This is a genomic window from Streptomyces sp. NPDC056987 (assembly GCF_042673865.1).
In the GTDB taxonomy this organism is placed as follows: Bacteria; Actinomycetota; Actinomycetes; order Streptomycetales; family Streptomycetaceae; genus Streptomyces.
The window spans coordinates 1-12,320 of the sequence record NZ_JBHURV010000054.1; the positions used below are offsets into that span (position 1 = coordinate 1).

The 12,320-nt window shown below is 66.2% G+C and carries 10 protein-coding genes and 2 CRISPR repeat arrays (1 of these 12 running past the window's edge); all 10 genes read left to right on the forward strand.

The window, feature by feature from the left end; all coding sequences use genetic code 11:
• Positions 1-849: 849 nt before the first annotated feature.
• The 10 genes from ACFTZC_RS38060 to cas2 all read left to right on the forward strand — a co-directional run bounded on the left by ACFTZC_RS38060 (position 850) and on the right by cas2 (position 11,933).
• Positions 850-1,383, forward strand: a complete 534-nt coding sequence (locus tag ACFTZC_RS38060) for an RNA polymerase sigma factor (protein WP_382898164.1) — start codon at positions 850-852, stop codon at positions 1,381-1,383.
• On the forward strand, positions 1,380-2,060 hold the full coding sequence (locus ACFTZC_RS38065; RefSeq protein WP_382898165.1) for a hypothetical protein: 681 nt from the start codon (positions 1,380-1,382) through the stop codon (positions 2,058-2,060). The genes ACFTZC_RS38060 and ACFTZC_RS38065 overlap by 4 nt, the downstream gene beginning before the upstream one ends.
• Positions 2,061-2,793: 733 nt before the next feature.
• Positions 2,794-3,273: direct repeats of the CRISPR family, unit length 37 nt; unit sequence GTTGCGATCCTCGGCCGCCCCGGAGGGCGACCGCCAC.
• A gap of 245 nt (positions 3,274-3,518) precedes the next feature.
• Complete coding sequence (locus ACFTZC_RS38070) at positions 3,519-5,789, forward strand: CRISPR-associated endonuclease Cas3'' (protein ID WP_382898167.1); 2,271 nt, start codon at positions 3,519-3,521, stop codon at positions 5,787-5,789.
• Positions 5,790-5,879: 90 nt separating this feature from the next.
• Entirely contained in the window at positions 5,880-6,230 is a 351-nt protein-coding gene (locus ACFTZC_RS38075) for a hypothetical protein (RefSeq protein WP_382898169.1), read from the forward strand.
• A 197-nt stretch (positions 6,231-6,427) separates the two neighbouring features.
• Positions 6,428-7,180 (forward strand): type I-C CRISPR-associated protein Cas5c, encoded by a 753-nt coding sequence (gene cas5c, locus ACFTZC_RS38080; protein ID WP_382898171.1) that lies wholly within the window; start codon positions 6,428-6,430, stop codon positions 7,178-7,180.
• Between the two features lie 3 nt (positions 7,181-7,183).
• On the forward strand, positions 7,184-8,977 hold the full coding sequence (gene cas8c, locus ACFTZC_RS38085; RefSeq protein ID WP_382898173.1) for a type I-C CRISPR-associated protein Cas8c/Csd1: 1,794 nt from the start codon (positions 7,184-7,186) through the stop codon (positions 8,975-8,977).
• A gap of 52 nt (positions 8,978-9,029) precedes the next feature.
• A complete protein-coding gene (cas7c, locus tag ACFTZC_RS38090) occupies positions 9,030-9,944 on the forward strand; it encodes a type I-C CRISPR-associated protein Cas7/Csd2 (RefSeq protein WP_382898174.1) in 915 nt (304 codons plus the stop codon).
• A complete protein-coding gene (cas4, locus tag ACFTZC_RS38095; protein WP_382898176.1) occupies positions 9,944-10,612 on the forward strand; it encodes a CRISPR-associated protein Cas4 in 669 nt (222 codons plus the stop codon). Before cas7c ends, cas4 begins: the two co-directional genes overlap by 1 nt.
• Entirely contained in the window at positions 10,609-11,643 is a 1,035-nt protein-coding gene (cas1c, locus tag ACFTZC_RS38100; RefSeq protein WP_382898178.1) for a type I-C CRISPR-associated endonuclease Cas1c, read from the forward strand. Before cas4 ends, cas1c begins: the two co-directional genes overlap by 4 nt.
• Complete coding sequence (gene cas2, locus ACFTZC_RS38105) at positions 11,643-11,933, forward strand: CRISPR-associated endonuclease Cas2 (protein ID WP_382898180.1); 291 nt, start codon at positions 11,643-11,645, stop codon at positions 11,931-11,933. Before cas1c ends, cas2 begins: the two co-directional genes overlap by 1 nt.
• 139 nt (positions 11,934-12,072) lie before the next feature.
• Positions 12,073-12,320: a CRISPR direct-repeat array (repeat unit 37 nt; unit sequence GTGGCGGTCGCCCTCCGGGGCGACCGAGGATCGCAAC) (it continues 375 nt past the right edge of the window).

Below are 12,320 nucleotides of genomic sequence, written 5' to 3' on the forward strand. Positions count from 1 at the left end.
CTAGGTGTACTGACCCGCGGGGTTGTTGACGCGGGTCAGTACACCTAGGCCGCGTTCCTCGACGCCTGCCGGGAGGGTCTCACATACGCCACCATGCGGGGCAGCTGTGGCGCCGGTTAGAGGAACACCTATTCCTGCGGCAGCAGGTTGGTCCTGACGGTGCTCGGCGGCGGCATCATCGGCCGGACACCGGCCGGTGGAGATGGTCTGAGCCTGCCCGCCCTCGCAGCGGGATTCGAAGGTGGCGTGAACAACTCGAGCGGTCGTGATCGCGCACGTACAGCCGTCGGCCGGCCTTCACGTCGACGCCGACCTCCTCCCGCTGTCCCGAACCGGTGTTGCTCCACCCTCTCTCCTTCCTCCCCCTTCCCGCCTGGCAGGCTGAGGGACACGGCACGTCGCTGTCTCTTGGGAAGGAGAATTCGGTCACCCTTGATCGCGATGCCCGCCCCGCGCGCCGGGAGAGGGCGCGTGCAGGGTGCCGCGCTTCATGAGGAGGGCCGAGCCTGTCCGATCAGCCGAGTTCGGGCAAGGAGTTCTGGTTACGTGCAAATCGGTTCGGAATAAAGGAAGTTCACCCGTTCGTGTCAGTCAGGTGCCCGATATGCATCGGCCTGAGGTGTGACGTCCATCACTATATGTTTGGTGGGGTGTCGTGCAACTCTCGGTAGCCGGTGGTGAATCAGCAGGTCACGCATGGCGGCAAGTGGTCAGGGGTGTTACAGCGTGCACGCGTTAATGATCACTGCGTAATAATCGCTGGCTCGCGTGTGCGTGTTCGGGCCATTGGGCCGGTTGAGTAGTCCCCAAGCGCTCATCCACAAAGCCCTTAACGAAGAGGACTCTTCGATGACCGAAGACGTTCGCACGGACGGAAGCAGTCCGGTCGCCGACGCCGACGTGATCCCCATCCCGCTGGACTTCCAGGCGCACTACCTCACCCACCAGGAGGCGTTCCACGACTACGCACTGGTCTACCTGGGCACCAACGAAGCCGCCGAAGAAGCCATCCACCGTGCGTTCCTGGAGATCCTCCTCCACTGGGATGCCCTGCTGGAGGAGAGCAACCTGCAGCAGCAGGTCTGGGCGATCGTCCGGCGCGTCGTCATATCGCAATCACTCATCGGCTTCCGCAAGCGGATCGCCCGCATGGACAGCCACGTCGGCCTGTTCGCGGCACTGATCAAACTCACTCCGCGCCAGTTCGACGCGGTCGTCATGCGCTACGTCCTGAAATGCGACACCCGCCGCATCAGCTGGTACATGGGCATCACCGACAGCACCGTCGACTACCACTGTCGCAAGGCGAAGGAACGACTCGGAGCCGACATCTTCCGCCCGTACAGCGAGCCGAAGACCCGAACGAAAGGACAGCACCCGTGAGCGCCGCCCTGGAACAGCTCCTGGCCGACGCCGGAGCCTCCCTGCACGAACCCCGCCGGCCCTTCGACGTACCGACCGCGCTGCGACGCCTGGCCCGCGATGCCGGATACACCCTGCCGCCGACGCAGATGCCGCTGTCCTCCAAGGCACGCCACCGGCTTACCGTCATCTCCCGGTGGCAGCTGAGCCAGCCCGGAGCCACCTTCCACATGGAACGCCTCACCGCAGAACTCGGCGATGACGGCACGGACGGACACCACGCCCCCCTCAAACAGCTCGACATTGAAGGCGCGCAGGTCTTCGCCTGCATGCTCCACCTTGCCGGCCACCCCGAGAGCGCCCAGTTCTGGTGGCAACTGGCTGCAGGCGCCGGAAGCCGCGCCGCCGCCTACTGCCTCTACCTGCGCCACCTGGCTCTCGGCGAGACACGCGAGGCCACGCACTGGCTTCATCAGCTCCAGTGGGTTCTCGACGACGGCCCCTCCGACGCGTTCATCAAGGGACTGGAACTCTTCGCCGGATACATCGGCCGCCACGGCTCGGACGCCACCGTACCCACCGGCGGCATCGAGGCCGAGGTCGAACGCCTCGCGGACAGCGACGGCACCGGCGGCCTCGTCTGCCGCCCCAACCAGCAACTCACCGACCGGCTCCACGACCTCGCTGGCCGACGCTAACTTCAGAACACCAAGGAGCCCTACTGGCAACCACCGGTTCCTAGGCCAACGGGTCGACAGCGGGCTCCTGATGACGATGCATCCTTCACACGAAAGGGCACCTGCCATGCAGCATAAACGACGCCGCCGCGCCGCGGCACGAAATCCGGGCCCCTGCCTGCCTCCCTCCAGCCTGCGGAACTGGATCGCGCGCCGCCGCCGCACTATGGCAACCCATGCGCTGCGGGGTGCCTGCTACGGCATCGGCACCGGAACCGTAGGCATCGTCTTCTGGTGGATCGAGCAGACCATGTAGCACGCATGGCGGGCCGACAGGCCCGCTGGATGCCCGTCCAGGTGGGCGAAGTCAACCGGCGAGGCAGAGCTGGGGATTCTGCCGCCCGGCACCGTCCTGGTGTCGGATCCGGCCGCCCGCGGACGGGGGAGCCGACGAACGGACGGAGTTCCTCGAAAACCTCAAGGTGGCGCTACTTCACCACATCGCGCCCGCCGCCATCCGTCACACCCCACCCCACCTCGCGTTGATGCAGGTCAGGTGGGGTGTGACGGTGGTTTTCCCGCAGGCTTTCAGATTTCCCGGAAGAGACCAGCGAGCGCCGCGACCTGTGGTGATGGGTGCTTGAACGGTGCTGACCTGCGTTAACTCTCTTTCCGTTCTTTCACTCTCATGCCCGCTGATGTAGCTGAAAGTCCCAGAGAAGTCCCAGAAGGCGCATTCGCTTCTTGTTGCGGATTGGACTGTGGCGGCCGCCGCAGAGGGCGACCGCCACCAGCCGGTCGATGGCCTGTGCGGTGCGTGCAGGGTTGTTGCGATCCTCGGCCGCGCTGGAGGGCGACCGCCACGTCGCTATCCAGCGCTGGAAGTCCGCGGGGTTGTCGTAGTTGCGATCCTCGGCCGCCCCGGAGGGCGACCGCCACCCCGGGCGCGGGTGGTTGTCCGGGCGGAGACGAAGCGGTTGCGATCCTCGGCCGCCCCGGAGGGCGACCGCCACCGCGGTCAGGGCCCGCCAGGCGGTGACGCCCTCGATGTTGCGATCCTCGGCCGCCCCGGAGGGCGACCGCCACGCGATCAGCTTCCTCACGCAGGGCCGCGAGGTAGCCGTTGCGATCCTCGGCCGCCCCGGAGGGCGACCGCCACCCCGTCGGCATCGCCGAGAAGGGCCGGAAGCTCATCGGGTTGCGATCCTCGGCCGCCCCGGAGGGCGACCGCCACCCTGATCGATCTGCAGAATCACTGTAAAGGAAAGGTCTGTGTGCAGATAGCGGAGGGTTGAATAGCTTGCAAGATGGACATTTCGCTTGGGCGTGATGGGCGTGTCGTGTGTGTGCTTGGGGTTCCGCAGTGCCCGACGGGCTCATGAGGCAGGGAAGGTTCCCTTCGGGTACTCGCTGATGTCAGTGGTCCATCTTAGGGTGGCGGCTCGGTACCGCTCGGCTCTTCGGGCCCTTGGGGGATTCATGTCAGGTCGTCAGTTGTTCGCGCACAGCCGTAGTCCGCAATCAGGGTCTCGGCATGGGCTGGAGGATCATCTGCGTGGATCGGCCGCTTTGGCTTTGGCCTTCGCGGAGGTCTTCGGTGGAGGTGAGGCGGCCGAATATCTGGCTTTGGTTCATGACGTCGGCAAGGGGTGCTGCTCCTGGCAGGACCGCTTGGTATTTCACGCGGAGCCGACGGGTAGGCCGGTGGGGATCCCCCACAAGGAGGCGGGTACGGGGCTTGCTGCGAGGACGGCAGGACGTCAGCTCGCCGCGGTTGTGCAGGGCCATCATGGGGGGCTGCCCGATCAGGGCAAGATCAAGGATGTGCTGGCCGGACTCCGGGGGGACGGGCCGGACGCGGCTCGCGCTCGCGAGGCAACGGAGGCTGTGGCCCGAGTGGTGCCGGAGATCTTGAGGGACGAGCGGATCGCGCCGCCTGCCTGGCTCGCTGCGCTTGATTCGGCGCGGCGGAGGGCACTTGCGTTGGATCTGTTCACGCGCATGGTGTTCAGCTGTGTGGTTGACGCGGACTACCTCGATACGGCGGCCCATTTCGCGGGCGGGGCGCCACGGGTGGCTGCGGGCGTGGATATGGGGATGCTGCTGGAGCGCTTCGAGCGGAGGAGGACGCGGTTGCTTGCCGATCGTCCGCCATCGCCGGTAGATGCGGTGCGTGGTCGGGTGTATGAGGAGGCGCTGGCAGCGGCGGTGGGGGTGCCTGGGATGTATGTGCTGCATGTGCCGACCGGTGGGGCGAAGACGATCGCGGCGGGTGGGTTCGCGTTGCGTCATGCGGCCGAGCATGGGCTTGGACGTGTGGTATTCGCTGTTCCGTACATCAGCATTACGCAGCAGAACGCCGACGTGTACAGGGACTTGCTCGATCCTCCACTGGACGGCGACGCGGACCCGGTCGTGCTGGAACATCACAGTTCGGTTGAGCTGGATGAGGAGGACGGTGCTGGTGCGTGGGCACGGTTGGCGGCGGAGAACTGGGATGCGCCCGTTGTGGTGACGACGACGGTGCAGTTGTTCCAGTCGTTGTTCGCGCGGAAGCCGTCCGCGATGCGCAAGCTGCACCGGCTGGCTGGGGCGGTCATCGTGCTGGACGAGGTCCAGGCACTTCCTGACCGGCTGCTGATTCCGATCCTGAGCGTGCTGCGTGATCTGGTGGAGCATTTCGGGGCTTCGGTGCTGCTGGTGTCGGCGACACAGCCGTCGTTCTGGTCGCTGGCGCAGTTGAAGGGGCTTCCGCGGCGCAGCATGATCGAGGACGTGACTGGCCTTTTCGAGGAGTTGAGGCGGGTTCGGTACGAGTGGCGCACGGATTCGGATGTGACGTGGGAGTCGATCGCGGAGGAGATCGGGGCCCAGGGCGGGGACCGGGTTTTGACGATCGTGAACACGACGCGGGATTCGGCGCGGCTGCACCGGCTTCTCACCTGGGCGGATGACGGCCGGGCGCGGGTGTCGGCCCCTGTATGGCATCTGTCGACGAGGATGACCGCTGAGCACCGGCGTGAGGTCATCCGGCACGTTCGGGGCGAGCTTGAGGAACGGCGTCCCGTGCATGTGGTGTCCACGTCGTTGATCGAGGCGGGGGTGGATGTGGACTTCCCGCGGGTGTACCGGGCGTGGGCGCCGGCTGAGGCGCTGCAGCAGGCCGGGGGCCGCTGCAACCGAGACGGGCGGCTGCCGCAGGGGACGGTCGTGGTGTTCCGGCCGGTTGACGGTGGTGTGCCGAAGGACCTGTCATATCGGGCGGCCATGGATGCGAGCGCGGAGTTTTTCGGGCCGGACGCGTCGCTGCCTGATGATCTGGACGCGTTGGGCCGCTATTACGAGAAGCGGTGGGCTCTGCAGGGCACCGACGGGCGTGCGATGGGAGAGGAGATCCAGGAACTGCGCTGCAACTGGGACTTCCCTGCCGTTGCCGAAGAGTTCCAGATGATCGACACCAAGTATGCGCAGTCGGTCATCGTGATCCGTCCTGAGAAGTCGGGCGAGGAACGGGACGCCATCGAGTCGGACCTTGCGCTGCTGCGAGCTCCCTACCCGTCGGGCCCGGAGCCACTGCGCCGGCTGCAGCCGCACATGGCGACGCTTCCGCGGCACGAGGTGGCTGAAGCACTTCGCGTGGGTCTGGCCGAGCCGGTGATCGGTGATCTCGTGGTGTGGCGGGGGCACTACGACCCGGTACGCGGACTGGACGCGGACGATCCCGAGGACCGCGGAGGCTACGTGTTGTGAATGAGCGGCGCTTGCCCGATACCTCGCAGAGAGTGGAAGGATGAGCCCGGAAGCTCTCTTTGAATGAGAACTGGCGACCGACGGTGTCGAATGTTGGTCGAGGATCGCAATATCTTGATGGTTTGGCATGTTGCTGCCTGTCCGGGCGGTGGGCGAGAGGTGATCTTTTCGTCCACCGCTCTGTGCTGTGCGCTTCGAACTAATGACCATGCCGAGGCGGCGTTGCCCGGAAGCTTTCCGCTGCCGCACGCTGAAGTGGTCGGGTTGAAGGCGTTGCCACATCATAAAGATGAAGGTGGTTCGATGAACGATTTTTGTGTGACTGGATTCCCTGTGTACGGTGCGGCGCCGGTGATCGTCGTGGTCATCGTCGTCGTAGTTCTTGTCTTTCTGCGGTTGTCCCCTGTTCGTGCTGATCTCCGGTTCCGGTTCAGCTGGTAGCCCGTCAAGTCTCTCCCGCTGCGCGGTTCTGCCTTCAGCGGCCGGTTGTCAGTGCTGCCCCCTAGAGTGCGGGATCAGGATGGGACTGGCGGTCTCGCGTTGTCCCGTTGGCTTCGTGTGCCCTTGCTGGACCGGCCTGTGTGCTGTCCCGGCAAGGGTGGGCTTTCAGGGATGGGATGAGGCAGATGAGAAGGACGGTGCCGGCGTCCAGCAGGGAAGGGCGCAGCAATGAGGGGTGGGCTTTCCCGGATCTGGTAGTGGAGGTATGGGGGGACGCAGCGTGTTTCACGCGGCCGGAGCTGAAGACCGAGCGGGTCAGCTATCAGGTGATGACACCGTCCGCGGCCCGGGGCGTGCTGGAAGCGATTTTCTGGAAGCCGCAGTTCCGTTATGTGGTGCGGAAGATCGAGGTGCTGCGGCCCGTGCGCTGGTTGCGGGTGCGCCGCAACGAAGTGAAGTCGGTGATCAGCTCCCAGGAGGTGAGGAAGCTCCAGTCCGACCGGCTCCACCACTACGACGTCGAGAATGACCGGGACCAGCGCAGCACGCTGGCCTTGAGAGATGTCCGTTACCGCATCCACGCGCAGATCGAAGTCACTCCCGAAGCTCTGGCCGGGTCGGCGAAGCATCCGCCGGCGTCGGAGGAGAAATACCGCGAGCAACTGCGGCGCAGGGTCGAGCGTGGCGCCTGCTTCTCGCAGCCGTTCCTCGGCTGCCGGGAGTTCACCGCCTCCTTCGGCAAGGCCGATCCGCAGCATCAAGTCGTGAAGTTCCACGAGGAACTCGGGGTGATGCTCCACTCGATCGAGTACGGGCCGAAGGAAGAGCGCTACCGGTGGTTCCGTGCCTCCGTCGTCGACGGGGTACTGAAGGTCCCCGAGGAACCGTTGCCAGACGAGGCGGTTGCCATGCCGCTGACCGCCTGGCGGGCAGACGGGGCGGAGGACTGAGCAGTGCTGCTGCAGCGACTAACCGAGTACGGGGACCGGATTGCTGACGAGCTGCCCGCCGAGTTCTACCGCGAGAAGCAGATCCACTGGGTGCTGGACATCGCCGCGGACGGTCTGAGCGCGAAGCTCCTGAAACTTAAGGTGACAGGGCGCCAGCGCGACCAGGTTCGGAGCATGCCGGTTCCCTACGCGCAGAGGTCGGGTACGAAGGTGCCGCCCTACCTCCTGGTGGATACGGCCGAGTTCGTGCTCGGTGTGCCGAAGGCGGCCAAGGACGGCAGCGTCACGGAGAAGGACAGAGACGAAGCGGGCCGACGGCACGCCGCCTACCGTGAACTCGCCCTGCGCTGGGCATGCGGCGCGAAGGACGAGCCCGAAGCCGAGGCCGCCAGGGCGTTGTTCGCGGCCGGTCCGGTGACGCTCGACCTCCCGGAGGACATTGAGGCGAAGGATACGGTCGCGCTCATGGTCGGCACCTGCTGGCTGCACGAACTGGGATCGGTGCAGCGACTGTGGGGCGAGGAGGTGCGGTCCCGCAAAAGCGGCGGCACGGAGCGAACAGGGCTGTGCCTGGTGTGCGGTGAGTACCGTGCCCTGCTGGCCACGATCCCCGAGCCAGTGAAGAAAGGAGCGATCCCGACCGCTGGCGGCAGCAACGAAGGACAGCTCATCAGTATCAACGCCCCAGCTCAGGGCCGAGAGGGACTGACCCAGCTGGTGAACACTCCCATCTGTCACCGGTGCGGCGGGCGCGCCATGGCTGTCCTCAACCACCTCGCCGCCTCGGACCGCCACCGGCGCCGTTTCCGGGACGACGGAGTACTGCTGTGGTGGACGAAGAAGGCCCAGCACGACTCCGCACTCGCCATGTTCTTCGACGACCAGCCGGAAGCCGCCGACATCGAGCACCTCATCGACTCGACACGCACCAGCCCCGACCCCGCCGCCGCGCACCGAACGGACACCGACGCCTTCTACGGCTTGTCCCTCGCCCTGAACAACGCCCGCCTCGTCGTCCGCGACTGGATCGACGTACCCCTGCCCGCGGCACGGAGCAACATCGCCGCCTGGTACGCGGACCACGGGGTCTGGGACGGATGGACAGGCCAGGCCCGCTATTTCCGGCTGTGGCAGATGGCCCTTTCCTGCGGTCGCTGGCAGGGCGAACGGTACGCACCCGACAGCGCACCCCGGGGCCTGGAAGCCGAACTGCTCCACAGTGCCCTGCACCGCACCCGCCCGCCCGCCCGAGCTCTCCCGCTCCTCCTGCAACGCGTCCACGCCGACCGGCGTGTCGACCTGCCGAGGCTGGCGCTGCTGCGGCTGCTCCTCAACCGTTCCCCCGACCTCCAGGACCATCTGATGCCCCAACTCGACAAGGACAGCACCGACCCCGCCTACCTCTGCGGCCGGCTCTTCGCCGTCCTGGAACTCGTGCAGCGCGCCGCCCTCCCGGACATCAACGCCACGCTGCGCGACAAGTACTTCAGCGCCGCCGTCATGACTCCCAGCACCACCTTGCGCCGGCTGTTCATCGACTCCGGAGCCCACCTCAAGCGGCTGCACCGGGACAACTCGCCCGCCTTCTACGCGCTGGAGAGCCGCCTCCTTGAGGTCTACAGCAAGGTGTGCGACGACCTGCCGGGCCACCTCACCGACGTCCAGCAGGGCCGTTTCATCATCGGGTACTCCCACGAGCGCCACGAAGACCTGGCACGGCGCCGGGCCGCCAACGAACGCAAACTGGCCGCCGTTCCCGCTCAGGGCGAACCCGTCCAGGACACCGCTACCGCCTGACTCGGCAACCGGCAGACCCAGCGCCCCACCCATCGAAGGAGCCATTCCCGCCATGACCGCTGCCCACCTGGACCCCGCACGCAAGCACGACTTCGTCTTCCTCATCGAGGCCGTCGACTCCAACGCCAACGGAGACCCCGACACAGGCGGCCTGCCCCGCACCGACCCCGTCAGCGGCCAGGGACTGATCACCGACGTAGCCATCAAACGGAAGATCCGCAACACCGTCGCCCTCATCAACTCCGTCGAACCCCGCGAGGGCAGGGAGATCTACGTCGAGGCCGGCACCGCTCTCAACAGCCAGCACGAACGCGCCTACACCACCGGCGCCGCGCACGACCAGAAGACGGCACAGCAATGGATGTGCCGCAACTTCTTCGACGTCCGCATGTTCGGCGCCGTCATGACGACCGGCAAGCGCGACAAGCAGGCCGGACGCGTCCAAGGCCCCGTCCAGATCGGATTCTCCCGCTCCATCGACCGCATCACCCCCCTCGACATCGGAATCACCCGCGTCACCCCCACCAAGGAGGAGGACGTCAAAGCATGGAACGAACGCGCGGAAGGAGGAGACACCGACAACAAAGGCAAGGAGACCGAAATGGGCTCCAAACATGTCGTGCCCTACGCCCTCTACCGCGGCACCGGACACTTCAGCGCCCCACTCGCCCTCCGCACCGGCGTCACATCCGAGGACCTCGCCCTCTTCTGGCACGCCTTCGAGATCATGCTCGAACACGACCGCGCCGCCGCCCGAGCCAACCTCGCCCTGCGCGGTCTGTACGTCTTCACCCACGACGACGCCTTCGGCCGAGCCCCCTCCCACGAACTGTTCGAACGGATCACCGTCAAACCCCGCGACGACGCCAGCGCACGCAGCTTCTCCGACTACGGCACCGTCGACGTCCGCGACACCAACCTCCCACCCGGCGTCACCCTGACCACCCTTGTCCCGCGCCCCCTCTGATGACCACACCCGACCCCGCACAAGCCGGAGAGGGAGACCTCCTGCAAGTCTCCCTCTCCGCCCTGGAGCACTACGCCTACTGCCCCCGCCAATGCGGCCTCATCCTCCTGGAAGACGCCTTCACCGACGACGCCGCCACCATCCGCGGCACCCACCTCCACCAACGAGTCGACACCCCGGGAAACAAAGGACGAGGAACCGTACGCACCCTCCACGCCCTGCCCGTCTGGCACGACGGATACGGCCTCACCGGAATCTGCGACACCGTAGAACTGCACAACGACGGCCGCATCCTGCCGATCGAACACAAATCCGGCCGCTACATCGCCGGCGGACCCGCAGACACCCAAGCAGCCGCACAGGCCATCTGCCTCGAAGCAATGTTCCACCAGCCCGTGCCCCAAGCCGCCATCTTCTCGGCCACCGACCGCCGACGCCACCTCATCACCGTCGACGACGCCCTACGGACCCGCGTACACGACACCACCCACGCCGTACGAACCCTCCTCGAACAAAGCCACCTGCCCGCCCCCACAGCCGACACCCGATGCCGCCGCTGCTCCATGGCCACCGACTGCATGCCCAAAATGCTCGCTGGCACCCGCCGCTACCACCAGGCCCTCACCACCCTCTACACACCCACAGACCAACAGGACAACCACGCGTGACCACCGAACTCCTCAACACCCTGTACGTACAGACACAGGGAGCCGACCTCCGCCTGGAGCAGGACAGCCTGCGCGTCCATCTCCCCGACACCCCCAAACGCCAGATCCTCCCCCTGCGCCGCATCGACGCCATCGTCCTCTACGGCCACATCAACCTCTCTACCGAACTGATCAGCCGCTGCGCACAAGACCGACGATCCGTGACCTGGATGACCAGGGGAGGGCGCTACCTCGCCCGCCTCGACGGCGCCATCCACGGAAACGTCCTCCTCCGGCACGCCCAGCACCGGGCACACGAAGACACCGAGGCGCGCCTCGCCATCGCACGCAACATCACCGCAGGCAAGATCCGAAACAGCCGCTGGATACTCCTCAGAGCCGCCAGAGACGCAGCCCCCGCAGCGAAGACCCGTATCCGGAACGCCGCTGACGCTCTCGCCGAAAGCCTCACGGCCACCAGCACCTGCGCATCCCTGGACAGCGTCATGGGTACCGAAGGCAACGCCGCCCGTACTCACTTCGCTGCCCTCGCCGACACCATCCGACCCACCGAGGGAATCCCTACCTTCACCCACCGCAACCGTCGACCACCCACCGACCCCGTCAACGCCTTGCTCTCCTACACCTACGGACTCCTGCGCGGACTCGTCCACGGAGCTGCCGAACAAGTCGGCCTCGACCCGTACATCGGGTTCCTCCATGGCATCCGCCCCGGCAAGCCGGCGCTCGCCCTCGACCTCATGGAAGAATTCCGCCCCGTACTCGCAGACCGCTTCGTCCTCACCCTTCTCAACCGCCGCCAACTCCGCCCCACCCACTTCGAGACGATGCCCGGCGGCGCCGTCCGCCTCACCGACGACGGCCGCAAGATCGTCATCACCGCCTGGCAGGACTGGAAGACCCAGACCTGGGAGCATCCCATTGCAGGACGCGACGTCCCCGCCGGCCTGCTGCCGGTCGTCCAAGCCCGCATCTTCGCGCGCCACCTCAGAGGCGAACTACCCGCCTACCTCCCCTGGACCTCAACCTGATGGAGCTGCTCCTCACCTACGACGTCGACACCACCACTCCCGAAGGCCGCCGAAGACTGCGTCAAGTCGCCAAACTCTGCGAAGGCCACGGCATCCGCGTTCAGAAATCCGTGTTCGAAATCGTCACCGACGACAAGACACTCCTGACACTGATGTACGACCTCGAAGACCTGATCGATGCCGACACCGACAGCGTCCGGATCTACCGCCTACCCCACGCAGGTACGGAAGAAGTCCACACCCTCGGCATCGCCACCGCCCACCCCCACCGGGCAGACCTCATCCTGTAGGCATAGGGCAGCTTCGGAACCCCAAGCAAGCACGCGACACGCGGACCACACCCAAGGAAAATGCCGGAATTGGTTGCATATTGATGTCTCACTCGGAGGTTTTCCACCCTGACATTCACAGTTTCCGCTGGTTATCCGGGTGGCGGTCGCCCTCCGGGGCGACCGAGGATCGCAACGTCATCGTTCGCACGCCGATCCGCGTCGTGCCGGGGTGGCGGTCGCCCTCCGGGGCGACCGAGGATCGCAACTCCGCCACCGACGTGGAAGGGGTTCCGGGCCCGCTGGTGGCGGTCGCCCTCCGGGGCGACCGAGGATCGCAACGACGGGCCCGCGGAGATGACCGGGACGCTCGTCCTCGAGTGGCGGTCGCCCTCCGGGGCGACCGAG

Bases quoted from the DNA above. Each gene is read 5' to 3' on its own strand.
- cas4 (WP_382898176.1), top strand. From the start codon at position 9,944: ATGACCACACCCGACCCCGCACAAGCCGGAGAGGGAGACCTCCTGCAA.
- ACFTZC_RS38060 (WP_382898164.1), top strand. From the start codon at position 850: ATGACCGAAGACGTTCGCACGGACGGAAGCAGTCCGGTCGCCGACGCC.
- cas2 (WP_382898180.1), top strand. From the start codon at position 11,643: ATGGAGCTGCTCCTCACCTACGACGTCGACACCACCACTCCCGAAGGC.
- cas7c (WP_382898174.1), top strand. From the start codon at position 9,030: ATGACCGCTGCCCACCTGGACCCCGCACGCAAGCACGACTTCGTCTTC.
- ACFTZC_RS38070 (WP_382898167.1), top strand. From the start codon at position 3,519: ATGTCAGGTCGTCAGTTGTTCGCGCACAGCCGTAGTCCGCAATCAGGG.
- ACFTZC_RS38075 (WP_382898169.1), top strand. From the start codon at position 5,880: ATGTTGGTCGAGGATCGCAATATCTTGATGGTTTGGCATGTTGCTGCC.